Below are 23,800 nucleotides of genomic sequence, written 5' to 3'. Positions count from 1 at the left end.
ACCCCGCCGCCCGGACTCGTGCTCAGGCGGCGTGGCCAAGTTCGACGAGCAGGGTGCCCGCCTGGTGGCGGGCCTGGTTGAGGGCCTCGATGTTGGCTTCGAGGTCACCGAGCGGGCCGCCGACGAAGAATGGGCTGAACCGTGCGGGGTCCACGCGCAGTTCGGTGAAGTCGGGGTCCTGCTCGGCTGCCTCCTGGATCAGCTCCTCGACCAGGGTGAAGTCCGCACGCTGGGCGTCCAGCAGCGCGGACATGGTGGTGGGTCGCAACAGGGCCAGTTCGAGGTGCTCGGCGGCGAGGTCGAGGCGGTGGGCGGCAATCGGGTCCTCGTGCAGGGCCATCCGAGCTGCCCTCACAGCCGTCAGCAACTGTGCGTCGTCCAGGGACAGCCAGCGCACCTGGTTGGCGGGGGTCCGGTCCACTCCATCAGGCTACGCGGATCACGTACCGTTCCGGGGTGACCTCGCCTGGCGCTCCGGGTGGGCGGATTGGTACAAAAGGATCAAGCAAAGTTCGGATCCGGTTGGTAAGGGGGTGAGCGTGATCCACCCCCTGCGCACGTCCGTGGACTCCCGCGCCAGGACCGAGGCCTGCCTCATGGACTGCCTGGTGGCCCTCACCTGGCTGCTCGCGCTCAGCGGGGTCGCGCTCGGCCTGCGGTCCCTGGGCCTGTCGGGGCTCAACGCCACCCAGGACGAGCTGACCGTGGACGCCATCACGCTGGTGGTCGGGCTGGGACCGGTGGCGGCCTACCTGATCCTGTGCGAGACCGGGCAGTTGCAAGCGTCCTGGGGCAAGCGCCGGGTCGGGCTGCGCGTGGTGCGCGCGGACGGCAGCCGCGCGGGTCTGCCCCGGCTCGTGCTGCGCACCGTGGTCAAGCTGCTGCCCTGGTACCTGGCGCACTGGGGCCTGAGCAGGCTCTGGCTCAACTTCGTGCCCGCCCAGTGGGCGACCACCTGTCTGGCCGCGGTGTACCTGCTAGTGCCGATCACCATCGGCCTGGCCCTGGTGCACCCCCAGCGCCGCGCACTGCACGACTGGCTGGCGGGCACCAAGGTCATCACCGCGGACTGACCGGCCGTCGCGCCAGCCCCACCGGAGCGGCTCTGTCCACTGAGGCGAATACCTCGCGCTCGCACCGCTCGGGACACAGCCGTCCCCCGGGCGGGACTCGCGCTCACCAGGGCGGGACTCGCGCCCGCCAGACCGGGACTCGCCACCCCCTAGGCGGGACTCACGCCCGCAGGGTCGGAACTCGCGCCCCCAGCCCAGCACTCTGGCCCCGCTGACCGGGACTCGGCCACCTCAACGCGGGACTCGCGCTGCCCAGGGCGGGACTCACGCTCCGTGGGGTGGGGTTCGCTGGTCTGCGACCAGCGAACCCCACGGGTAGGTCGCCTGCGCGCATGCGGTGTGCGGTCACCTCGTCCAGGGTTACTTGATGCCAGCGGAGTCCATGCCGCGCAGCTCCTTCTTCAGGTCGGCGATCTCGTCACGAATCCGACCGGCCAGCTCGAACTGCAGGTCACGGGCGGCGGCCATCATCTGGTCGGTCAGCTGCTGCACCAGGTCGGCCAGCTCGGCGCGCGGCATGGACTTGACGTCCTTGTCGGACAGCACGCCCGAGGAGGCCCGCCCGCCCGCCTCGCCGGTGGGCTTCTTGCCGCGCGAGGTGTTGCGGCCCGAACCGCCGACCGGCACGGCGTCCTCGTCCTCGGCCTCGGTGTAGACCTGGTCGAGGATGTCGGCGATCTTCTTGCGCAGCGGGGTGGGATCGATGCCGTTGGCCGTGTTGTAGGCGACCTGCTTCTCGCGTCGGCGGTTGGTCTCCTCGATCGCGTCCCGCATGGAGGCGGTGATCGTGTCGGCGTACATGTGCACCTCGCCGGAGACGTTGCGGGCGGCACGGCCGATCGTCTGGATCAGCGAGGTGGTGGAGCGCAGGAAGCCCTCCTTGTCGGCGTCCAGGATCGCCACCAGCGACACCTCGGGCAGGTCGAGGCCCTCGCGCAGCAGGTTGATGCCGACCAGCACGTCGTAGTCGCCCAGCCGCAGCTGGCGCAGCAGCTCCACGCGGCGCAGGGTGTCCACCTCGGAGTGCAGGTAGCGCACCCGGATGTCCAGTTCCAGCAGGTAGTCGGTGAGGTCCTCGGCCATCTTCTTGGTCAGCGTGGTGACCAGCACCCGCTCGTCCCGTTCGGCGCGGACCCGGATCTCGTGCACCAGGTCGTCGATCTGCCCCTCGGTCGGCTTGACCACCACCTCGGGGTCGATCAGGCCGGTGGGCCGGATGACCTGCTCCACGAACTCCCCGCCCGACTGGCCCATCTCGTACGGGCCCGGCGTGGCCGACAGGTACACCGACTGGCCGATGCGGTCCTGGAACTCCTCCCAGGTCAGCGGCCGGTTGTCCAGGGCGCTGGGCAGCCGGAACCCGTGCTCGACCAGGTTGCGCTTGCGGGAGGCGTCCCCCTCGTACATGCCGCCGATCTGCGGCACCGTCACGTGCGACTCGTCGATGACCAGCAGGAAGTCCTCGGGGAAGTAGTCGATCAGCGTGGCGGGCGCGGACCCGGCCTCGCGCCCGTCGATGTGCCGCGAGTAGTTCTCGATGCCCGAGCAGAACCCGACCTGGCGCATCATCTCGATGTCGTAACTGGTGCGCATGCGCAGCCGCTGGGCCTCCAGCAGCTTGCCCTGCTTCTCCATGCGCTCCAACGTGTCCGACAGCTCCGCCTCGATGTCGGCGATGGCCCGCTCCATGCGCTCGGGCCCGGCCACGTAGTGGGTGGCCGGGAAGATGCGCAGCTCCTGCACCTCGCGCACGATCTCCCCGGTGAGCGGGTGCAGGTAGTACAGCCGATCCACCTCGTCGCCGAAGAACTCCACCCGCACCGCGAGCTCCTCGTAGGCGGGGATGATCTCCACGGTGTCCCCGCGCACCCGGAACGTGCCGCGGGCGAAGGCGATGTCGTTGCGGGTGTACTGCACGTCCACCAGCGCACGCAGCAGCATGTCGCGCTCGATCTCCCCGCCGACCTTGAGCTCGATCGAGCGGTCCAGGTAGGACTGCGGGGTGCCCAGGCCGTAGATGCAGGACACCGAGGCCACCACGATGGTGTCCCGCCGGGTGAGCAGGCTCATCGTGGCCTTGTGCCGCAGCCGCTCCACGTCCTCGTTGATCGAGGAGTCCTTCTCGATGTAGGTGTCGGTCTGCGGGATGTACGCCTCGGGCTGGTAGTAGTCGTAGTAGCTGACGAAGTACTCCACGGCGTTGTCCGGGAAGAACCCGCGCAGCTCGTTGGCCAGCTGGGCGGCCAGGGTCTTGTTCGGCGCCATCACCAGCGTGGGCCGCTGCAACTTCTCCACCAGCCAGGCCGTGGTGGCCGACTTGCCGGTACCGGTGGCACCCAGCAGCACCACGTCCGGTTCGCCCGCGCGCAGCCTGCGTTCCAGCTCGGCGATGGCCGCGGGCTGGTCCCCGGAGGGCTGGTAGTCCGAGACCACGCGGAAGCGGCCGTCGGCGCGGGGGATGTCGCTGACGGGGCGGAACTGGGAGCTCGCGATGACCGGTGTGTCTGCCACGCCCCCCAGAGTAGGACGGGGTACCGACAAGTGGCCGCGCTACGCCGGTTGCCAGGGCGTCACCGCAGGTCAGGGCCACTCAGAGTCACCTGCGTGCCGCAAGAAATGACTCAGTCGGAGGATCCCGAACGGACCCGTGTGCGCCGAGTATTTCGACATGACCGTTCAGCTGCCCGTGCAGGACCGCGGCCAGCGTGCGGAGGGTGTCGCGATGGCGGCCCACCCGCACCCGCCCAAGGTCGAGGTGTTCGACCTGGCCGCGCGGACCAACACCGATCCCAAGGGCCACGTGCGCCAGGTCGAGGTCTACCGGCTGCGCGGGGACGCGCTCTACATGTCCCGGCCGGTGGTGGGCCACCCGCAACTGAGCCACTTCGAGTCCTGGCTGCTGCCCGCGCACGGCCTGCGCGTGACCAGGCAGTCCTGGACCGAGGGCAACGAACGGGACTACGAGTTCTACGTGGACGTGGTGGACGTCGAGCCGGGCCAGGACCGCTGGCGCACCACGGACCTGTACCTGGACCTGCTGGTGCGCACCGGCCGGGGCGTGCAGGTGCTGGACGTGGACGAGCTGCTGGAGGCGGTTGACGCGGGCCTACTCGGCCGGGACGCCGCCGAACGGGCGCTGGCGATCACCTACCGGGCGGTCGGCGGTATCGCCGCGCACGGTTACGACATTCAGCGGTGGCTGGCCGAGGAGGGCGTGCCGCTGGACTGGCGAACCGATTCAGGCTCTACGCGATGAGCGCACGGAGCATCAAGAGCCATCTGGTTGAACTACCCCCTCGCAACCCGATCGGTATCGGAAGAATCACAACACGTGATGTAACGAATCGACCCGGACGGTCACCACACGAACACCTACGGCTACCCTCGGGTCGCGTGGGAACGGTCATCACTCCGCAGCTGGTAGACGTAGTCGACACCTTCACGGCGGTGCGCAGCTACTCGTCAGGCGTGACTCGGCACCTGACGACCTGCCAGGTCGAACGCTGGGGCCTGCGCATGGAGTGCCCCACACCCGAAGATCCGTTCGCGGACAGCGAGGTCACCTGGCTGATCCCGGACCTGGGTCTGCGGCTGACCCACCAGCGGCCGCGCTCCCGGCACGGCAGGGTCGCCCCGTCCACCCTCACGGCGGTCCACGTGCAGCGTGACACCCGCTCGTGGCGCACCACCGACCTGCTGCTGGGACTGGCGGTTCCCGGCGGCACGACGGCCAGGATCGTGCGCTCCGAGGAGTTCGCCGCCGCCGTGGCCGGCCGGGTGCTCCGCCCCGGGGACGCCGACCTGGCGCTGCGCACGGTGCACCGCACGCTGGAGGAGATCAGCCACTTCCGGCACGACGTCAACGCCTGGCTCAACCACCTGGACATCTACGACGTCTGGCCGCCCCTGTAAGGACTTCCTTGCCCGTCGCGCGTCACGGGCAACGCCGCAGTGGTCGTCCCCGCCCGGCCACGACCGCGGCTCAGCCAGGCGGGGACCAGCTTGCCCCCTCGGCCCACGCCCCAGCTCGGGCGTGGGCCTTGGCGAACCAGGGGTCCTTCGCGTCCCCGTACTCCGCGATCGACTCGCACCGCGCGGCCAGCTCCCGCTTGACCGACTCGTACTCGGCCCTGGCGGCCGGGTCGGCGCGCAGCCAGGCCGGGAACAGCAGGGCGAAGCGCCAGCCCGGTGAGCCCGCGACCCGCAGGTGCAGGTTCACCCACCGGCCCGGGTCGGCACCGCAGTGCGTGCGCTTGAGCCAGTCGCCGGGATCTTCCCCGTCCTTCGGGGTGTCCTGCACCAGCCCGGGCACCACCGGGAAGCCCGCCTGCCCGAGTTGGGCGGCCAGCGCGTCGGCCTCGGCCAGCGACTCGACCGTCAGCTGGAGGTCCAGCACGTCCTTGGCGGCCAGCCCCGGCACGGAGGTGGAGCCGATGTGGTCCACCCGCTTGCCGGTGGCCAGCCCGATCCGGGCGGCGACCCGGGCGGCCTGCTCGGGCCAGCTCGGGTCGTAGGGCACCAGCTCGGGCGCGCCACGCGGGCTGTACCGGCCCAGCCGCACGTTGGCCTCGTAGGGCAGCAGGCGGGCGGCCCACAGCTCGTCCACGGCGGCCAGCACCTGTTCGGGCGTGCCGCTGTTGTCCAGCCACACGTCGGCGGCGGCCCTGCGCTGCTCGGGCGTGGCCTGGGCGGCGATGCGGGCCCGCGCGTCGGCCTCGGCCATGCCGCGCGCGGTGGTCAGCCGGTGGACCCGCTGCTCGACCTCGGCGTCGACCACGATCACCAGGTGGAAGGCGGGCGCCATGCCGTTCTCCACCAGCAGCGGGATGTCCTGCACCACGATGCCGTCCGCCGGCGCTGCGGCACTGAGCTGCACCGCGCGGTCGCGCACCCGGGGGTGGATGATCGCGTTCAGCCGGGCGCGGGCCTGGTCGTCACCGAAGACCCTGGCGGCCAGCGCGGGCCGGTCCAGCGCGCCCTCAGGGGTGAGCACCTGCTCGCCGAAGGCCTCGACCACCTCGGCCAGCCCGGAGGTGCCCGGTTCGACCACCTCGCGGGCGATCTTGTCGGAGTCGACCACCACGGCGCCCAGTTCGGCCAGCCTCGCGGCCACCGTGGACTTGCCCGCGCCGATCCCGCCTGTCAGCCCCACACGCAGCATGATCCGATTCTGTCAGCGTGGTGCGGGGCCGGTCGACTCGGTCAGGGCGCGGACCGCCAGCGCGGTCAGCGCGGGCCCCGCCTTGTCCTCCGCGAGCAGGTCCCTGCGCACGTCCACCACCACTGTGGACTTGCCGTGCGCCACGACCAGCGTGCGCGTGTCCTTCGCGGCCACCAGCGTGGCGTCCTCGGGGCCGACCTTGGTCGCCGCGGTGGCGTCCCCGGCCATCTTGGCCGCGTCCACGGTGGCCGCGACCCGTTCCCTGGCCGAGGCCTCGTCCCCGTAGGTGGCCACGCCGATCGACACCGGGGCGGCGGTCACCGGGTCGTTGGCGCCCACCCCGTAGTAGCAGTCCACCCGGCCGGTGCGGTTGATCTTCGGCACCGGCAGGCCCAGTACCCGGTTGGTGGTGCCGGCCAGTTCGCGGCCCAGCGCCTTCGTGACGTCCTCGGCGGCGGCCACGAGTGCGCAGTCGGTGGGCAGCGGGCGGTCGACCAGCCGGGCTGCGGGCGCCGCGGCCTTCGGTGCCAGGGGCTGGGCCGCCGGCGGTGTCGCACCGCCGCACGCGGTCACGGCGAACATCCCGACAAGCACCCCACCAGCGACAATCCGGATCACGACCGTGAAGGTAGCGCCCGCCCCCGGAACACGACGAGGGCCGCACGCCACCTGGGTGGCGTGCGGCCCTCGATCGTGTGAACTAGCTAGCTAGCGGCGACGCTCAGGCGCCACCGGACAGCTTCTCGCGGAGCGCGGCCAACTGCTCGTCGCTGGCCAGCGAGCCGCCGCCCTGGGCGGGCGCCTCGGTGGAGCCGGAGGAGTAGTTGGTCTCCCCCTGCGCCTCGGCGTCGGCCTCGGCGGCCTTGGCGATCTGCTTCATGTGGGCCTCGTAGCGCGTGTGGGCCTCGGCGTACTGCCGCTCCCACTCCTCGCGCTGCTTGTCGTAGCCCTCCTGCCAGTCCTGGGTCTCCGGGTCGAAGCCCTCGGGGTAGATGTAGTTCCCCTCGGCGTCGTACTCGGCGGCCATGCCGTACTGGGTCGGGTCGAACTCGGTCTCGGTCGTGAAGCCCTCGTTGGCCTGCTTCAGCGACAGCGAGATCCGGCGACGGTCCAGGTCGATGTCGATGACCTTGACCATGACGTCGTCGTTGACCTGGACGACCTGCTCCGGGATCTCCACGTGGCGCTCGGCCAGCTCGGAGATGTGGACCAGGCCCTCGATGCCCTCGTCCACGCGGACGAACGCACCGAACGGAACCAGCTTGGTGACCTTGCCCGGCACGATCTGGCCGATCGCGTGGGTCCGGGCGAACTGGCGCCACGGGTCCTCCTGCGTCGCCTTCAGCGACAGCGAGACCCGCTCGCGCTCCATGTCCACGTCGAGCACCTCGACGGTGACCTCCTGGCCGACCTCGACGACCTCGGAGGGGTGGTCGATGTGCTTCCAGGACAGCTCGGAGACGTGCACCAGGCCGTCGACGCCACCCAGGTCCACGAAGGCACCGAAGTTGACGATCGAGGACACGACGCCCTTGCGGACCTGGCCCTTCTGCAGCTGGTTGAGGAACTCGCTGCGGACCTCGGACTGGGTCTGCTCCAGCCAGGCGCGGCGGGACAGGACCACGTTGTTGCGGTTCTTGTCCAGCTCGATGATCTTCGCCTCGAGCTCGCGGCCCACGTAGGGCAGCAGGTCGCGCACGCGGCGCATCTCGACCAGGGAGGCCGGCAGGAAGCCGCGCAGCCCGATGTCGAGGATGAGACCACCCTTGACCACCTCGATGACGGTGCCCTTGACAGGCTCGTCCTTCTCCTTGAGGGCCTCGATGGTGCCCCACGCACGCTCGTACTGCGCGCGCTTCTTGGACAGGATCAGGCGGCCTTCCTTGTCCTCCTTCTGGAGGACCAGGGCCTCGACCTCGTCACCGACGCTGACGACCTCGGCGGGGTCAACGTCGTGCTTGATCGACAGCTCGCGCGAGGGGATGACACCCTCGGTCTTGTAGCCGATGTCGAGCAGGACCTCGTCCCGGTCGACCTTGACGATGGTGCCCTCAACGATGTCGCCGTCGTTGAAGTACTTGATCGTCTTGTCGATGGCGGCGAGGAAGTCCTCCTCCGTCCCGATATCGTTGATAGCGATCTGCTTCGGCGAGGTAGCAGCCGGGACAGTGGTGGTGTCGGTGGACATTAGGTGGGTTGCTCCGGTACGGATTGGATTGAGTGGCCTGAAGTTGTGTGCTGTGAGCTTTCGTGCGGTGCCCGAACTTCGAGGTGCCAGGCGGTACACCCCGGCAAGGCAACGCGAAACCTACTACGCGGCCAATATCGTACGCGGACCCGTGATGACCGGGCAAACCCGGTCCCCAGAAGGAGCAGTGTGAGCACGGAAGCGCGCTACGCCGGGGCCGAGGGCGCCCTCGGCACGACCGGCAGTGCCAAGCGCGGAGTGGGCCCCGCCGAGTCCCGGGCGGCGAGTATCGCCTGGTGGGACGCGGACGCCGACGACTACCAGTCCGAGCACGGGGACTTCCTCGGCCTCGCCGACATGGTGTGGTGCCCGGAGGGCCTGCGCGAGGCCGAGCTGGGGCTGCTCGGCGAGGTCGCGGGCCGGTCGGTGCTGGAGGTGGGCTGCGGCTCGGCCTCCTGCGGGCGCTGGCTGCGGGCCGCCGGGGCCGCCGCGGTCTCGCTGGACATCTCCGCGGGCATGTTGCGGCACGCCAGGGCGGGCAACGCCGAGACCGGCATCGCACTGCCCCTGGTCCAGGCCAGCGCGGACCAGCTGCCCTTCGCCGACGGCTCCTTCGACGCGGCCTGCTCGGCCTTCGGCGCCGTGCCCTTCGTCGCCGACGTGGGCACGGTGATGCGCGAGGTGGCCCGGGTGCTGCGGCCGGGCGGCCCGTGGGTGTTCGCCGTCACCCACCCGATGAGGTGGATCTTCCCGGACGACCCGGGCCCCACCGGGCTGACCGTCGTGCAGTCCTACTTCGACCGCACGCCCTACCTGGAGGTGGACGAGCAGGGCCGGGCCACCTACGTGGAGCACCACCGCACGCTGGGCGACTTCGTGCGGGCGATCACCGGGGCCGGGCTGGCGCTGGAGGACCTGGTCGAGCCGGAGTGGCCGCAGGGGCACACCCGCGAGTGGGGCCAGTGGAGCCCGCTGCGCGGCAGGCTGTTCCCCGGCACGGCGATCTTCCGCTGCCGCCGCCCGGCATGACCGTCACCGACCGACTGCTCTCGGCCCAGGCCGAGTGGTTCGCCTCGGTGGACCCGCAACTGCCCGATCCGGAGCACCCCGGCCCCGGCGAGGTGATCACGGCCGCGTTGCCGGACGGGCGCCGGGTGGCCGGGGTGGTCACCGAGTCGGTGGCGGGCCCCGGCACCGCGCACTCGCTGTGGTCGGCGCGGCGCACCTGGGAGCTGCACCCGCTGCTCGGCGACGCGGGGACCGCGGGCATGGACGCGCTGCTGCGGGCCTGGCGGCGCCACCTCGACGGGCTGGGCGCGCTCGACGGGGACACCGCCTGCGTGCTCACCTGGCCGAGCCGGGACGTGGCGGCCAGCAGGGCGCTGCTGGACCACGGCCTGCAACCGCTGACGGTGGTGGCCGTGCGCCCGGCGAACCCGGTGCCGCCGCGCCCGCTGAGCGTGCAGGTGCGCCGGGCGACCCCAGCCGACCTGGAGGTCGCGGTGCAGCTGGCCATGGCCGAGTTGCGCTACTCGGCGATGGTCGGCGCCGCCGTGCTGCGCCCGGACGCCGAGCAGCTCAAGCGAGTCATGCTCGCCGACCGGCTGATCCGTCCCGACGAGTTGTGGCTGGCCGAGCAGGACGGGGTCGCGCTGGCGCTGGCCGAGTGCGCCGTGGTGCCGGTGACCCCCTCGCTGGGCACCAGCAGGCACCTGCGGCCGGGTCTTTGGGGCTACGTGGGCTGCCTTTCCGTACTGCCCGGCGCCCGCCGCGGCGGCATCGGCCAGCAGCTGATGGCCGTGGTGCACGAGGTCGCGCTGCGGCACCGCGCCACGGCCCACTACCTGCACTACAACCCGGCGAACCCGCTCTCCTCGGTGTTCTGGCCCAGGCAGGGCTACCGGCCGCTGTGGACCCAGTGGGAGGTCCGGCCCGCCGCCGGGTTGCGGTAGCCCGTACGGCCTAGAGTTCGGATCACAGTGGTCGGAGTTGCACTGGTCGGTTGGTGTACGCAACTATTTGTACTGACCAGTCAGTTCAAGGAGGCTTGGTGGAGATCCACGCCCAGAGCGTCGGCGTCGACGGAGCACACGGCCCGTTGCTGCACCCGACCTCGCTGCGCGTGCGGGAGGGCGAGCTCGCACTGGTGGCCGGGGAGCCCGGCACCGGACACACCGCGTTCGCACTGGCCGTGTCCGGCCGGATGCGGCCCAGCGTCGGCACCGTGCACCTGGACGGTGCCGCGAACGACCCGGCGCTGCGCAGAGCGGTCGCGCTCGTCGACGCCCCGGAGGTGTCCGCGCCGGAGGACGCGCTCACGCTGGCCACGGTGGTCGGCGAGGAGCTGGCCATGGCCGGGCAGCCCGCGGGCCGCAAGGCGGTGTCGGACTGGCTGCTCGCCCACGACGCGCGCCAGCACCAGCGCACCCGGTTCGAGTCGGTGCCCGCCGAGCTGCGCACGGGGCTGCTCATCGAGTTGGCCGCCCAGCGCCCCGGCGTTCGCGTGCTGACCCTGGTGCTGCCCGACCGGCACGGGGCCGGTCCGCACACCTGGTGGTCGGCCGCCTGCCGACAGGCCGAGCGCGGGCTCGGCGTGGTGGTGCTGTGCTCGGAGACCTCGGCCCGGCTGCTGGACGTACCCGCCGCGCGGCTGGGCGTGCAGGAGCAGCCGCCGACCCTCGCTTTCGCTTCGCACCAGGAGGAAGAGCAGTGAACGAGCTCGCGAGTTCACCATTGAGCGCAGGGCCCGGGCGAAGCGCTGCGCCGAGCGTCAGCGAGGTGCGGCGATGAGTCCGCTACGCCTCGCGGCAAACGAACTGCGCCGGATCACGGCGGGACGACTGCCCAAGATCGCCGTACTGGCGCTGGTGCTGGTGCCGCTGCTGTACGGGGCGATGTACCTGTACGCGAACTGGGACCCGTACGGCAACCTCACCTCCCTGCCGGTGGCCCTGGTCGTGGACGACAAGGGCGCCGAGGTCAACGGCAAGCAGCTCAACGCGGGCAACGAGGTGGCCGACGAGCTGCTGCGCGAGCCAAAGTTCGACTGGCACCGGGTCAGTGACGCCGAGGCCGAGGCTGGGGTCCGCGACAACAAGTACACCTTCGCGCTGACCCTGCCCGAGGACTTCTCCCAGGCGCTGGCCTCCTCCGCGGACTTCAAGCCGCGCCAGGGCGTGCTGAAGCTGACCACCAACGACTCCAACAACTACGTGGCGCGGACCATCGCCGACAAGGTGGTGGAGACGGTGCGCGCCGCGGTGGCGACCAAGGTCGGCAGCAAGGCGGCCGACCAACTGCTGCTGGGCTTCTCCACGATCCGCGAGCAGACCGCGAAGGCCGCCGACGGGGCGACCCAGCTGGCCGACGGCATCGCCAAGGCCAACGACGGCGCGACCCAGCTGGCCAGTGGCAGCAGCGAGCTGTCCACCGGACAGCACAAGCTGCTCGACGGGGCGACCCAGTTGGCCTCCGGTCTGGACCAGCTCAAGAGCGGTACCGCCGAGCTGCCGGCCAAGTCCCAGCAGCTGGCCGACGGGGCGCAGCAGGTCGCCGACGGCAACGCCAAGGTGGCGGCGGGCGGCCAGGTGCTGGCCGGGGCCTCGCAGCAGTTCGTCAACGGGCTCAACGACCAGCGCAGCGCGATCTCGGCCAAGCTGCACGCGCTGGGCCTGACCGATGACCAGGTCAACCAGGCGCTGAGCGTGCTGGACCAGGCCCGCAAGCCGATCGACGACGCGAACGGCAAGGTGCAGGGCGTGTCCGGGCAGCTCAACCAGCTCGCCGACGGCTCGCGCAGGGTGGCCGCCGGTGCGGCGCAGCTGGCCGGGTCCGCACCCCAGCTGGCGGACGGCATCGCCAAGGCCGACGCCGGGGCCGTGCAGTTGCGCGACGGGGAGAAGACCGCGGTGGACGGCGGGGACAAGCTCGCCAGCGGTGCGGCCCAGCTCTCCACCGGCACCAAGAAGCTCGTGGACGGCAGCGTGCAGCTGCGCGACGGGCTCAACGCGGGCATCAACAAGATCCCCGACCCCAACGACCCGACCCGCACCGCCACCGCCAACACCATTGGCGACCCGGTGGCCGTGCAGACCCTGGGCCAGTCCACCGCTGGCACCTACGGGGCCGGGCTCGCCCCGTTCTTCCTCGGCCTGGCAACGTGGATCGGCGCGTTCGTGCTGTTCCTGCTGCTGCGCCCGCTGTCCCGCCGCGCGCTGGCCGCCAACCAGCACCCGCTCGTGGTGGCACTGGGCGGGTGGCTGCCCGCCGCGCTGTTGAGCGCGGCCCAGGTGGTGCTGCTGTTCGCGGTGGTCACCACGCTGGTCGGCGTGCACCCCGCCAACCCGCTGGGCACGCTCGGCTTCCTGGTCCTGACCGGGTTGGCGTTCACCGCCATGCTGCACGGCCTCAACGCGCTGCTCGGCGCCGTGGGCAAGTTCCTCGGCCTGGTGCTGCTGGTCCTCCAGCTGACCACCGCGGGCGGCACGTTCCCCTGGCAGACGATCCCGGCCCCGTTGCAGCCGCTGCACCTGGCGCTTCCGCTGGGCTACGTGGTCGACGGGATGCGGCACCTGTTGTACGGCGGCAGCCTGGACGGGATGGGCGCCGACATCGCTGTCATCGGCGGCTACCTCCTGGTGGGTCTGGCGCTGTCCACGTTGGCCGCGTACAAGCAAAGGGTGTGGACCGTGTCTCGCCTGAAGCCGGAACTGGTGCTGTGAAACCCCGCCCCGGTCGCACCACCGCGACCAAGCAGAAGCTGTTCGACGCCGCGCTGCGCCTGGTGGGCGAGCGTGGTGCGGCCGGGGTGACGGTGGACGAGATCGCCGCCGAGGCAGGTGTCGCCAAGGGCACCGTGTACTACAACTTCGGCAGCAAGGACGGCATGGTCGACGCCCTGCTGCGGCACGGGGTGCAGTTGCTGGCCACCCGGCTGCGCGCCGCCGAGGAGGTCGAGGACACCGCCGCCGCGCTGGAGGCGCTGGTCGACGGCGCGCTGGACTTCTTCGCCGAGTACCCGGCCTTCGCCCAGTTGCTGGTCAGCGAGATGTGGCGGACGCCCGGCCAGTGGCACGGCACGCTGAGCCTGTTGCGCGACGACATCGTGGCGATCGTCAAGCAGGTGGTGCAGCGCCGTGCCGACGTGGGCGCGCTGCCGCCCGAGGTCCAGGTCGGCACCGCCTCGGCGGCCCTGTTCGGCACCCTGCTCGTGGTGGCGCTGGACTGGCAGGTGTTCCAGCCGCAGCGCAGCAAGCAGGAGGTCCGCGAGTCGGTGATCCTGTTAGTCCGAGGGGTCAGCGAGCGCAACCCCAATGGGCCGGGTCATCAGCCCTGAGGGGCGCAACCGCCGTTCGGCGCTCGATCCTCGGACACACTGACTCCCGTGACTCCGACTTACGTGTTCGTACACGGATCAGGTGGTGGCGCCCGCTCCTGGTCGCGGATCCAGCAGGAGATGACGTTGCGCGGGCACCGCACGCTCGCGGTGGACCTGCCCGGGCGCGGTGCGGGGTTCTCCGCCGCGTACCACGTGCAGGACCTGGTGGCGTTCGCCGCCGAGCCCTCGGCCGCGGCTGAAGTCACCGCCGCGCAGATGATCGGGCACGTGGTGGACGTGGTACGCCGGGTTCGTGAGCACGGACCCGTCGTCCTCGTCGGCCACAGCTTCGGCGGGCTCGTCCTCACCGGTGTCGGCAACGCCGTTCCCGACCTGGTCGACCACCTCGTCTACATCGCCGCGCAGTGCCCCGTGGACCGGGCGCCCGGCGAATACCTCACCCGCCCCGAGTGGGCGAGCACCGACCTGATGCCCGCCACGGCGTCGATCATCCTGGGCAACCCGGCAGAGCTCGGCTTCATCCGGTTGAACTGGCGGGGCGCCGACCGGGCGACGATCGCGGCACTGAAGAACGCGATCGGCGCCGACCTCAGTGATCAGGAGTTCCTCGCGGCCATCGGCAGCTCGCAGCCCGACGAGGTGCTGTGGCAGAACGATCCGGAATGGGACCACCGGGCCGAGAAGGACACCTGGGGCCGGATCCCCCGCACGTTCGTCCGGCTGACCCAGGACAGGTCCATGCCGTTGGCGGCACAGAACCTCTACATCGCCGAGGCCGACGCGCTCACTCCGGCCAACCCGTTCGAGGTGCACTCCGTGGAGAGCAGCCACAGCGGTTTCCTCCGGCGCCCAGGTGCGGTCGTGGAGATCCTCAGCGGGATCGTCACGGGGTGAGGGGCGGCGGGTGACTACCCGCACCTGGGCGCCGCTGCGCCTGCTGGTGGGCGGCCTGCGCACCCGGCCCGTCAGCGGCTGAACCGCTGCACAGCGGGATTCGCGTGCCCCAGGGCGGGACTCGGGTGCAGGAGAGCGGGACTCGCGAGGGTTGGAGCGCGAGTCCCGCTCAGCACGGGGGTCAGTGGGCGGCTTCGTCCCAGGAGCGGCCGACACCGACGGAGACCTCAAGAGGTACGTCCAGAGTGTACGCGTTGCCCATGTGCTCGCGCACCAGCGCCTCCACGGCGGCCCGCTCGCCCTCGGCGACCTCCAGCACGAGTTCGTCGTGCACCTGCAACAGCATGCGGCTGCGCAGGTCGGAGGCGGCCAGCGCGTTGTGCACCCCGAGCATCGCGACCTTGATGATGTCGGCGGCGCTGCCCTGGATCGGGGCGTTGAGCGCCATGCGCTCGGCCATCTCCCGGCGCTGGCGGTTGTCGCTGTTCAGGTCGGGCAGGTAGCGCCTGCGCCCGAGCACGGTCTCGGTGTAGCCCTCGTGCCGGGCCTTCTCCACCACCGAGTGCAGGTAGTCGCGCACCGCCCCGAACCGCGCGAAGTAGGCGTCCATCTGCTCGCGGGCCTCCTCGTTGGAGATCCGCAGCTGCGAGGCGAGGCCGTACGCGGACAGGCCGTACGCCAGGCCGTAGGACATGGCCTTGACCCGGCGGCGCAGTTCGGCGGTGACCTCCTCGGCGGGCACGGCGAAGGCCTGGGAGGCCACGAAGGTGTGCAGGTCCTCGCCGGAGTTGAACGCCTCGATCAGGCTCTGGTCCCCGGACAGGTGGGCCATGATCCGCATCTCGATCTGGCTGTAGTCGGCGGTCATCAGCTCGGCGTAGTCCCCGCCGACCACGAAGGCGTGCCGGATGCGGCGCCCCTCCTCGGTGCGGATCGGGATGTTCTGCAGGTTCGGCTCGGTGGAGGACAGCCGTCCGGTGGCCGCGATCATCTGGTTGAACGTGGTGTGGATGCGCCCGTCCTCGGCCACCGACTTGAGCAGACCGTCCACAGTGGTCTTGAGCCGGGTCGCGTCCCGGTGCTCCAGCAGGTGCTGAAGGAACGGGTGCGCGGTCTGCTCGAACAGGTTCTGCAGGGCCTCGGCGTCGGTGGTGTAGCCGGTCTTGGTGCGCTTGGTCTTGGGCATGTTGAGGTCCTCGAACAGCACGACCTGCAACTGCTTGGGCGAACCGAGGTTGATCTCCTTGCCGATCACCCCGTACGCGTCCTGCGCCGCCTGCTTGACCCGCGCCCCGAAGTGCACCTCCAGCTCGGTGAGGTGCTCCAGGTCCACGGCGATGCCCGCGCCCTCCAGCTCGGCCAGCACGCCCAGCAGCGGCAGCTCCAGCTCGGTGAGCAGCCGGGCGGCGTTGATCTTGCCCAGCTCCACGTCCAGGGCGTCGGCCAGCTCGGCCACCGCCCTGGCCCGCACGATCAGCGCGGTCGCCGCCTTCTCGGCGTCGGCCTCCTCGTCGCCCAGCAGCGAGAGCTGGCCGTCCCCGTTGTCCTCCTCGGCACGCAGCTCGCGCTTGAGGTAGCGCAGCGCCAGGTCGTCCAGCTCGAACGAGCGCTGGCCCGGCCGCACCAGGTACGCGGCCAGCGCGGTGTCGGCGGTCCAGCCCTGCGCCTGCCAGCCGCGGGCCCGCAGCGCGTGCAGCGGCCCCTTCAGGTCGTGCCCGGCCTTCGGCACGGACGCGTCGGCCAGCCACGCGGCCAGCGCCTGCTCGTCGGCCTCGGTCAGCGCGGTGACGTCCAGGTAGCCGCCCTCGCCCTCGGCGGCCGCCAGGGCGAGGCCCTCCAGGTCCCCGGTGCCGCCGCCCCACTTGCCGCGGAAGGCCAGGCCCACCCGCTGCCCGGTGCGGGCGTGCTCGGCCAGCCAGTCGGCGAGCTGCCCCGCGGCGATCACGCCGCCGCTGACCTCGAAGCCCTCGTCGGCCTCCGGCTCCGCACTGGACAGGGTGGCGAACAGCCGGTCGCGCAGGACCCGGAACTCCAGCTCGTCGAACAGGCGGTGCACCTGGTCGCGGTCCCAGGCGCGCAGCGCGAGGTCGGCGGGGCGCAGCTCCAGTTCCACGTCGCGGACCAGCTCGGTGAGCTGGCGGTTGAGCAGCACGTTGGACAGGTTCGCGCGCAGCGACTCGCCGACCTTGCCCTTGACCTGGTCCACCCGGTCGACCAGCTCGCCGAGGGAGCCGTACTCGCGGATCCACTTGGCGGCGGTCTTCTCCCCCACGCCGGGGATGCCCGGCAGGTTGTCCGAGGGGTCCCCGCGCAGCGCGGCGAAGTCCGGGTACTGGGCGGGGCTCAGGCCGTACTTCTCCTGCACCGCGTCGGGGGTGAACCGGGTCAGGTCCGACACGCCCTTGCGCGGGTAGAGCACCGTCACCTTGTCGGTGACCAGTTGCAGCGCGTCCCGGTCGCCGGTGCAGATGGCCACCGAGAAGCCCTCGGCCCCCGCCTGGGTGGTCAGCGTGGCGATGATGTCGTCGGCCTCGTAGTTGTCCTTGGTCAGCACCGGGATGCCCAGCGCGCCGAGCACGTCCTGGATGATGCTGACCTGGCCGCGGAACTCGTCGGGGGTGGCCGAGCGGGTCGCCTTGTACTCGGCGTAGGCCTCGGTGCGGAAGGTCACCCGCGAGACGTCGAAGGCCACCGCCAGGTGCGTGGGCTGCTCGTCGCGCAGCAAGTTGATCAACATCGAGGTGAACCCGTAGACCGCGTTCGTGGTCTGCCCCGTCATCGTGCGGAAGTTCTCCGCGGGCAGCGCGAAGAACGCTCGGTAGGCCAGTGAGTGGCCGTCGAGCAGGAGCAGGCGGGACTGGTCTTGACGTGCTGCGGGCTCGGTCACGCCGCGAGTCTAGGGTGGGGCACTGACAAGGAGCGGAGGTGGCGGTGACTGAGACCCGAGCCGACGGGGTGGAGATGGTGCTGCCCACGGTGGAGCAGCTGGCGGACAAGCTGGGCATCCAGATCACCGACTGGAACCCGGACCGCATGGTGGCAACCATGCCGGTGGCGGGCAACCGCCAGCCCTTCGGCCTGCTGCACGGCGGGGCGAGCGCGGCGCTGGCCGAGACCCTGGGGTCCATCACGGCTGCCCAGCAGGCGGCCAGGATGGGCCGCATAGCGCTGGGCCTGGAGCTGTCCTGCACGCACCACCGCTCGGCCAAGGACGGCCTGGTCACGGGCGTGTGCATCCCGCTGAGCGTGGGCCGCACGGTGGCCACCATGGAGATCGTGATCAGCGACGAGCACGAGCGCCGCGTGTGCACCGCTCGGCTGACCTGCGTCCTGCGGGAGCAGCCGAAGACCACCTGATCGGGCGACCCCGGCTGCGGTAGACCGGCCCCCGTACGCAGCGAAGGTGGCTTTCACTGCGCTGGGCGCAGTGAAAGCCACCTTCACGGCACGCTGACAGGTCAGTTCTCGCCGAGGTAGGCGTCGCGCACCCGCTGGTCGGCCAGCAGGTCGTGGCCGGTGCCCTCGATCGTGGTGCGGCCCAGGTCGACCACGTGGGCGTAGTCGGACTGGGCCAGTGCCGCCAGCGCGTTCTGCTCCACCAGCAGCACGGTGGTGCCCAACCGTTGCAGGTCCCGGATGGTGTCGAAGATGCGCTGGGTCATGATCGGCGAGAGCCCCATGGACGGCTCGTCGAGCATGAGCAGCCTGGGCCGGGACATCATGGCCCGGCCGATGGCCAGCATCTGCTGCTCACCGCCGGAGAACAGCCCGGCCTTGTTGCCGCGCCGCTCGCCGAGCACCGGGAACAGGTCGTAGACCCGCTCGACGTCCTCGGCGATGCCCTCGTCCTTGCGGGTGTAGGCCCCCAGCAGCAGGTTCTCCTCCACCGTCATCTTCGGGAACAGCCGCCTGCCCTCGGGGCAGTGCGCCACGCCCATGCCCAGGATGGCGTGCGCCGGCTGGGTGTGGATGGGCCTGCCCTCGAACAGGATCTGCCCCGAGCGCGGGCGCAGCAGCCCCGAGATGGTCCGCAGGGTGGTCGTCTTGCCCGCGCCGTTGCTGCCGATCAGGCTGACGATCTGGCCCGCCTGCACGGTGAACGACACGCTGCGCACCGCCTCGATGGCCCCGTACGCCACGCACAGGTCGCGCACCTCCAGCAGGGGCTTGCCCGTCTGCACGGTGTCACTCACCGCTGGCTCCTTCCGCGGACCCGTGGGTGATCTCCTCGACCACGGCCTGCACCTCCTCGGGTGGCTTGCCCAGGTACGCCTCGACCACCCTGGGATCCCCGCGCACCTCCTCGGGCGTGCCCTCCACCAGCAGTTCGCCCTGCACGAGCACGGTCACCCGGTCGCACAGGGTGAAGATGAACTTGGTGTCGTGCTCGATGACCACCACCGAGATGCCCGTGTCGCGGATCCGGAAGATCAGCTGGCGGGCGGCCTCGGTCTCCTGCGGGTTCATGCCCGCGGTGGGCTCGTCCAGCAGCAGCACCGAGGGGTCGGTGGCCAGCGCCCTGGCGATCTCCAGGCGGCGCTGGTCCCCGTAGGGCAGGTTGCGGGACAGCTCGTCCTCGACCCGGCTCAGCCCCACGAAGTCCAGCAGCTCACGGGCCCGTTCCCTGGCGGCCCGCTCGCCGCGCTGGAAGGCCGGTCCGTGCAGCAGCGAGGACAGCGGGCCCTGCTTCATCCGCACGTGCCGCCCGATCAGGACGTTCTCCAGCACGGTCATGCTGGGGAACAGCCGGATGTTCTGGAACGTGCGGGCCAGGCCCGCGGTGGTGACCTCGGCCGGGTCCCCGGGCAGCTGCGTGCCGCCGAGCAGGACCTGGCCCGAGGTGGGCGTGTAGAGCCCGGTCAGGCAGTTGAAGAAGGTGGTCTTGCCCGCGCCGTTGGGCCCGATCAGCCCGACGATCTGACCCTTCGCCAGCTCCAGTGACACGTTGTTGAGCGCGCGCAGGCCGCCGAAGACCATCGACACCTCACGCGCCTGCAGCGCCGGTGCGGAACTCATGCCGTGGCCTCCTTCGGTGCCGCCGGGAGCTCGACGTCCTCGGCGACCAGCTCCGCCCTGCGGTGTCGGTCGGGCACCAGGCCCTGCGGCCGGAACCGCATGATCAGGACCAGCGCCAGGCCGAACAGCAGCAGCCGGTAGTCGCTGAACTCCCGCAGCTTCTCGGGCAGCACGAACAGCAGCGCAGCGCCGAGCACCGCACCGGGAATGGTGCCCATGCCGCCGAGGATCACCGCGGCCAGCAGGGTCACCGACTCCAGGAACTGGAAGCTCTCGTAGGACACGGTCGCGGTCTTGTGCGCGAACACCGCACCGGCCAGACCGGCCAGCGTGGCACCGGTGAGGAAGGCCAGGATCTTGGCCTTGCCGGTGCGGATGCCCATCGCGCGGGCCACGTCCTCGTCCTCGCGGATGGCGATCCAGGCCCGGCCGATCCGGCTGTTCTTCAGGTTGCCGAAGGCCACCATGGTCAGCGCGACCAGCAGCACGATCAGGAAGTAGTACAGCACCCCGCCCGGCAGTTGCAGGCCGCCGATGGTGACCGGGTTGTTGAACTCCAGCCCGAACAGCTCCACCTGCGGGATGTTCGGGATGGCGTTGGCGCCACCGGTCAGCCCACCGATGTTGTTCTGCGCGGCCCTGCGGAAGATCTCACCGAAGGCCAGGGTCACGATGGCCAGGTAGTCACCGCGCACCCGCAGGGTCGGCGAACCGACGATCACACCGAAGATGCCCGCGATCACCGCAGCGATCACGGCCGCGAGCAGGAACGGCACGTGGATGCCCAGCGCGGAGGCCGCGGCACCGGACAGGTTCGCCGCGACGAACGCGCCGATGCCCATGAAGGCCACGTACCCGAGGTCGAGCAGACCGGCCAGGCCCACCACGATGTTCAGGCCGATGGCGGTGGCCGCGTAGACGCCGATGTTGGCGGCCACGGTCATCCAGTACTCGTTGCCCGCTGAGGTCAGCGGCAGGCCCAGCGCGCACAACAGCAGCACCAGCACGCTGAACAGCCGGTGCTTCTCGGACAGCTCGCCGATCCAGCTGAGCAGGCCCGTCCCGTGCAGACCGCCGAGCAGACCGCCCGCCGCGCCGAGGAAGGACAGGAACACCGGTCCCGCGTACGGGTCGGCGGCGCCGCCGAGCCCACCCGCGGTGAGCGTGGCGGCCACCAGCAGCAGCACGGCGCCGAAGGACACCAGCAGCACCAACCACGCCGCCCACAGCGGCAGGCTGAACTTCCAGCGCGGCAACGGTTCCGCCGAGGCGTGCCAGTTGTCGGCGACCAGCAGCGCGCCACCGGCCAGACCCACGTAGCAGCCGAAGGCGAACGCCCCGTCGGAGGCGCTGACCGCACCGAAGCCGCCACCGTTGGAGATCAGGAACACGGTGTTGACCGCGGACACGGCCAGCACGCCCCAGCCGAGCGCGCGCAGCACCCGGCCGCGGCCCGGCAGCCTGGTGAAGCCCACCACCAGCGCGGCGAGGCCGAACAGCATCAGGTGCAGCCGGAACCCGGACAGCGCGAAGGGCGCGTCGAAGAACTGCAACGTGGCCTTGGCCGGGTATGGGCCCTCGTTGAACACGAACGTCGCCCACGGCAGCAGAGCGCCGAGGACGGTCGCCACGGCGCCCGCGGTGGACAGCGGGCGGAACAGGCCGGTCCTACCGGCAGTTGAGACCTCACTCATGCCCGCACCCTCTCGGCCTCGCCGAACAGACCCTGCGGCGCGAAGACCAGCACCACGATCAGCAGCACGAAGATCCACACGTAGTCGTAGGCCGTGCCACCGGGCAGCAGCACGTCGGCCAGGTTCTTGACCAGGCCGATGACGAACGAGCCGATCACCGCGCCGCGGATGCTGCCGATGCCGCCCAGCACGGCCGCGGTGAACGCGAACACGCCGTTCTGGAAGCCGATCTGGTTGTCGATGTTGTTGATGTACACCCCGTAGAGCACCCCGCCAACACCGGCCAGCACAGCGCCGATCGCGAAGGTCACCACGATGACCCGGTCCGGGTTGATGCCCATCAACCGCGCGGTGTCCGGGTCCTGCGCGGTGGCGCGCATGGCCCGGCCCATCCGGGAGCGGTTGACGTAGGCCTGCAGCAGGATCGCGAGCACGATCGAGACGGCGACGAGCAGGATGCCGCTGGCCGGGACGGTGACCGGTCCGATCACCAGCGGGGTGGTGATGAACGTGGCCGGGAAGGGCTGCGCCGAGGTGGCGTTCGGGTAGAACAGCCGGACGGCCTCCTGCAGGAACACCGAGACCCCCAGCGCCGTGATCAACGGAGCGAGCCTGGGGGCGTTGCGCAGCGGCCGGTAGGCGATGCGCTCCATGGCCAGGGAGATCAGCACCGAGACCACCACACCGCCGAGGACCATCAGCGGCAGGGCCACGTACCAGATCTGCTTGACATCGGCGGGCAGCACCCAGGTGTAGGTGGCCAGGCCGCCGAAGGCGCCGACCATGAACACCTCGCCGTGGGCGAAGTTAATCAGCTGCACGATGCCGTACACCATCGTGTAGCCCAGCGCGACCAGTGCGATCAGCGCGCCGAACACGATGCCGTTGGCTATCTGCTGCATCAGGGTTGCGAACACGTCTACCTCCATGTGCGGCGGGGGCGGGCTCACACCCGCCCCCGCCGCGTGGTCACTCAGGTCAGTAGCTGCCGCTCACCCCTCGAAGGCCCCGGACTGGCTGGCCTTCCACTTGCCGCTGGTGACCTGGTAGACCGTCAGCACCTTGTTGGTGCTGTCGCCGTACTGGTCGAAGGCCACCGAGCCGGTCGCGCCCTGGGCGCTGTAGCTGCCCACGTTCTTGAGCAGGGCGTCACGCTGGGAGTCGCTCCAGGTGCCGCCATCGCCCAGGGTCTTGGCCAGGCTGCCGATGATCGCGTTGGCCGCGTCGTAGGAGAACGCGCCGTACGCGCCGTACTCGTCCTTGTTCTTCTTGGCCTGGTAGGCGGTCACGAAGTCCTTGGCGCTCTGCAGGTCCTCGGTGGGGGCGCCGACCGAGGTGGCCAGGTCACCCTCCTTGCCGCCCAGGTCGATGAACTTCGGGTCGAAGATGCCGTCGCCGCCCATCACCGGCACGTTCAGGCCCAGCCCGGCGGCCTGCTTGCTCAGCGGGCCCGCGGCCGGGTACTCGCCGCCGTAGTAGATCGCGTCCGGGGTGGCCTGCTTGACCTTGGACAGCACACCGGAGAAGTCGGTGTCCTTCTCGCCAACGGTCTCCTGGTCGACGATCTGCGCGCCGTCCTTGGTGGCCTGCTTGATGAACTCCTCGGCAAGGCCCTTGCCGTAGGTCTTGCCGTCGGTGATGACGGCGATCTTCTTCTTGCCCGCCTTCTTGACCAGGTAGTCCGCCGCGTAGGGGCCCTGGTAGTTGTCGGTGGTGCAGACCCGGAAGTAGGTGTCGAACTGGCGCTTGGGGTTGGTCAGGTCCGCGCCCTTGGACAGGGTCGGGCTGGTGTTGGCCGGGGAGACCTGAACGACCTTCTTCTGCGCCAGGATCGGCTGCACGCTCTGCGACACCGAGGAGTTCAGGGTGCCGACCACGCCGACCACGTTGGGGTCCGAGGCCAGCTTCGTCGCGGCCTGCGCGCCGATCTGCGGGGTGGCCTGGTCGTCCTCGGGGTCCAGGACCAGCTTGTAGCCCTTCACGGCGCACTTGGCGTTGGCCTGGTCAACGGCCAACTGGGCGGAGTTGCGGATGCCCAGCCCCAGCGCGGAGAGGTTGCCGCTGAGCGGGGCCACCACGCCGACGGTCAGCGAACCCTTGCTGGTGTCGCAGGTGGCCGAACCGCCGCCGCCACCGCTCTCGGTCTTGTTCGTACCACAGGCTGCCAGCAGCAAGGCGCCGGCGAGCAGCACGGCACCCTTCAACATCGGGTTACGCACGTGACGTCCCTTCATCTTCAAACGCCCGGTCGCGTGATACGCGCGGACCGTCTGACCCCGTCCTGGTTTTGGGGTTGCGCGGAAGTTAGGCGATGAACCACGTCACAGTCATCGTGCGGGCCTGTCTCGTGACCAGACCGCAACGTGATGAGAACCCTCCGCAATCAGGCCGGTGCACAACGCCACTTGTGTAACAGAACCGCCGCACGGGGAAATG

Annotated in this window: 21 protein-coding genes; 10 read left to right on the top strand and 11 right to left on the bottom strand. The window is 70.6% G+C overall.

Going from position 1 to position 23,800, the window contains the following annotated elements; all coding sequences use genetic code 11:
- Window positions 1-22 precede the first annotated feature (22 nt).
- Window positions 23-421, bottom strand: coding sequence for a hypothetical protein (locus tag KALB_RS47565; protein WP_025356149.1), 399 nt, complete (start codon window positions 419-421; stop codon window positions 23-25).
- A gap of 118 nt (window positions 422-539) precedes the next feature.
- Here KALB_RS47565 and KALB_RS47560 point away from each other — a divergent pair, with 118 nt between their 5' ends.
- The gene (locus KALB_RS47560) at window positions 540-1,073 is read left to right on the top strand and encodes an RDD family protein (RefSeq protein ID WP_158510743.1); all 534 of its coding nucleotides are present in this window, start codon (window positions 540-542) and stop codon (window positions 1,071-1,073) included.
- Window positions 1,074-1,433: 360 nt separating this feature from the next.
- Here KALB_RS47560 and uvrB read toward each other — a convergent pair whose 3' ends face one another.
- Window positions 1,434-3,584, bottom strand: a complete 2,151-nt coding sequence (gene uvrB, locus KALB_RS12975; RefSeq protein ID WP_035968132.1) for an excinuclease ABC subunit UvrB — start codon at window positions 3,582-3,584, stop codon at window positions 1,434-1,436.
- Between the two features lie 211 nt (window positions 3,585-3,795).
- Between uvrB and KALB_RS12970 the strand changes: the two genes are divergently transcribed.
- Window positions 3,796-4,329, top strand: coding sequence for a ribonuclease FAU-1 family protein (locus KALB_RS12970; protein ID WP_025356146.1), 534 nt, complete (start codon window positions 3,796-3,798; stop codon window positions 4,327-4,329).
- A 137-nt stretch (window positions 4,330-4,466) separates the two neighbouring features.
- Window positions 4,467-4,985 (top strand): ribonuclease FAU-1 family protein, encoded by a 519-nt coding sequence (locus KALB_RS12965; protein ID WP_025356145.1) that lies wholly within the window; start codon window positions 4,467-4,469, stop codon window positions 4,983-4,985.
- A 70-nt stretch (window positions 4,986-5,055) separates the two neighbouring features.
- On the opposite strand, the gene coaE is transcribed toward KALB_RS12965, so the two are convergent.
- The 3 genes from coaE to rpsA form a co-directional block, all read right to left on the bottom strand.
- Window positions 5,056-6,234, bottom strand: a complete 1,179-nt coding sequence (gene coaE, locus KALB_RS12960) for a dephospho-CoA kinase (RefSeq protein ID WP_025356144.1) — start codon at window positions 6,232-6,234, stop codon at window positions 5,056-5,058.
- A gap of 12 nt (window positions 6,235-6,246) precedes the next feature.
- Window positions 6,247-6,852 (bottom strand): hypothetical protein, encoded by a 606-nt coding sequence (locus KALB_RS12955; RefSeq protein ID WP_148309457.1) that lies wholly within the window; start codon window positions 6,850-6,852, stop codon window positions 6,247-6,249.
- Window positions 6,853-6,955: 103 nt separating this feature from the next.
- Entirely contained in the window at window positions 6,956-8,422 is a 1,467-nt protein-coding gene (gene rpsA, locus KALB_RS12950; protein ID WP_025356142.1) for a 30S ribosomal protein S1, read from the bottom strand.
- 189 nt (window positions 8,423-8,611) lie between these two features.
- Between rpsA and KALB_RS12945 the strand changes: the two genes are divergently transcribed.
- The 6 genes from KALB_RS12945 to KALB_RS12920 all read left to right on the top strand — a co-directional run bounded on the left by KALB_RS12945 (window position 8,612) and on the right by KALB_RS12920 (window position 14,654).
- Entirely contained in the window at window positions 8,612-9,451 is an 840-nt protein-coding gene (locus KALB_RS12945) for a class I SAM-dependent methyltransferase (RefSeq protein ID WP_025356141.1), read from the top strand.
- The gene (locus KALB_RS12940) at window positions 9,448-10,374 is read left to right on the top strand and encodes a GNAT family N-acetyltransferase (RefSeq protein ID WP_025356140.1); all 927 of its coding nucleotides are present in this window, start codon (window positions 9,448-9,450) and stop codon (window positions 10,372-10,374) included. The genes KALB_RS12945 and KALB_RS12940 overlap by 4 nt, the downstream gene beginning before the upstream one ends.
- Window positions 10,375-10,472: 98 nt before the next feature.
- The gene (locus tag KALB_RS12935; RefSeq protein ID WP_025356139.1) at window positions 10,473-11,135 is read left to right on the top strand and encodes a hypothetical protein; all 663 of its coding nucleotides are present in this window, start codon (window positions 10,473-10,475) and stop codon (window positions 11,133-11,135) included.
- 73 nt (window positions 11,136-11,208) lie between these two features.
- Window positions 11,209-13,143 carry a YhgE/Pip domain-containing protein gene (locus KALB_RS12930; protein ID WP_025356138.1) on the top strand — a complete coding sequence of 645 codons (1,935 nt, stop codon included), beginning with the start codon at window positions 11,209-11,211 and terminating at the stop codon, window positions 13,141-13,143.
- Window positions 13,140-13,757: a TetR/AcrR family transcriptional regulator gene (locus KALB_RS12925; RefSeq protein ID WP_030108869.1), complete on the top strand. Its 618-nt coding sequence runs from the start codon at window positions 13,140-13,142 to the stop codon at window positions 13,755-13,757. The genes KALB_RS12930 and KALB_RS12925 overlap by 4 nt, the downstream gene beginning before the upstream one ends.
- Window positions 13,758-13,805: 48 nt before the next feature.
- Window positions 13,806-14,654 (top strand): alpha/beta fold hydrolase, encoded by an 849-nt coding sequence (locus tag KALB_RS12920; protein WP_025356136.1) that lies wholly within the window; start codon window positions 13,806-13,808, stop codon window positions 14,652-14,654.
- Between the two features lie 181 nt (window positions 14,655-14,835).
- Here the strand turns inward: KALB_RS12920 and polA are convergent, their stop codons facing one another.
- The gene (polA, locus tag KALB_RS12915) at window positions 14,836-17,541 is read right to left on the bottom strand and encodes a DNA polymerase I (RefSeq protein ID WP_025356135.1); all 2,706 of its coding nucleotides are present in this window, start codon (window positions 17,539-17,541) and stop codon (window positions 14,836-14,838) included.
- 74 nt (window positions 17,542-17,615) lie between these two features.
- Between polA and KALB_RS12910 the strand changes: the two genes are divergently transcribed.
- Window positions 17,616-18,011, top strand: coding sequence for a hotdog fold thioesterase (locus KALB_RS12910; protein ID WP_030110690.1), 396 nt, complete (start codon window positions 17,616-17,618; stop codon window positions 18,009-18,011).
- A gap of 101 nt (window positions 18,012-18,112) precedes the next feature.
- On the opposite strand, the gene KALB_RS12905 is transcribed toward KALB_RS12910, so the two are convergent.
- The 5 genes from KALB_RS12905 to KALB_RS12885 all read right to left on the bottom strand — a co-directional run bounded on the left by KALB_RS12905 (window position 18,113) and on the right by KALB_RS12885 (window position 23,583).
- Window positions 18,113-18,847: an ABC transporter ATP-binding protein gene (locus KALB_RS12905; RefSeq protein ID WP_268872249.1), complete on the bottom strand. Its 735-nt coding sequence runs from the start codon at window positions 18,845-18,847 to the stop codon at window positions 18,113-18,115.
- The gene (locus KALB_RS12900; RefSeq protein ID WP_025356132.1) at window positions 18,840-19,670 is read right to left on the bottom strand and encodes an ABC transporter ATP-binding protein; all 831 of its coding nucleotides are present in this window, start codon (window positions 19,668-19,670) and stop codon (window positions 18,840-18,842) included. The genes KALB_RS12905 and KALB_RS12900 overlap by 8 nt, the downstream gene beginning before the upstream one ends.
- The gene (locus KALB_RS12895) at window positions 19,667-21,364 is read right to left on the bottom strand and encodes a branched-chain amino acid ABC transporter permease (protein WP_025356131.1); all 1,698 of its coding nucleotides are present in this window, start codon (window positions 21,362-21,364) and stop codon (window positions 19,667-19,669) included. The genes KALB_RS12900 and KALB_RS12895 overlap by 4 nt, the downstream gene beginning before the upstream one ends.
- A complete protein-coding gene (locus KALB_RS12890; RefSeq protein WP_025356130.1) occupies window positions 21,361-22,281 on the bottom strand; it encodes a branched-chain amino acid ABC transporter permease in 921 nt (306 codons plus the stop codon). The genes KALB_RS12895 and KALB_RS12890 overlap by 4 nt, the downstream gene beginning before the upstream one ends.
- A 75-nt stretch (window positions 22,282-22,356) precedes the next feature.
- Window positions 22,357-23,583, bottom strand: coding sequence for a branched-chain amino acid ABC transporter substrate-binding protein (locus tag KALB_RS12885; RefSeq protein ID WP_236650244.1), 1,227 nt, complete (start codon window positions 23,581-23,583; stop codon window positions 22,357-22,359).
- Window positions 23,584-23,800: the final 217 nt, after the last annotated feature.

It is taken from the genome of Kutzneria viridogrisea DSM 43870 (genome assembly GCF_000525635.1).
Taxonomy (GTDB): Bacteria; Actinomycetota; Actinomycetes; order Mycobacteriales; family Pseudonocardiaceae; genus Kutzneria; species Kutzneria viridogrisea.
The sequence above is the reverse complement of the archived record's forward strand: the minus strand, read 5'-3'. Positions and strand labels throughout refer to the sequence as shown.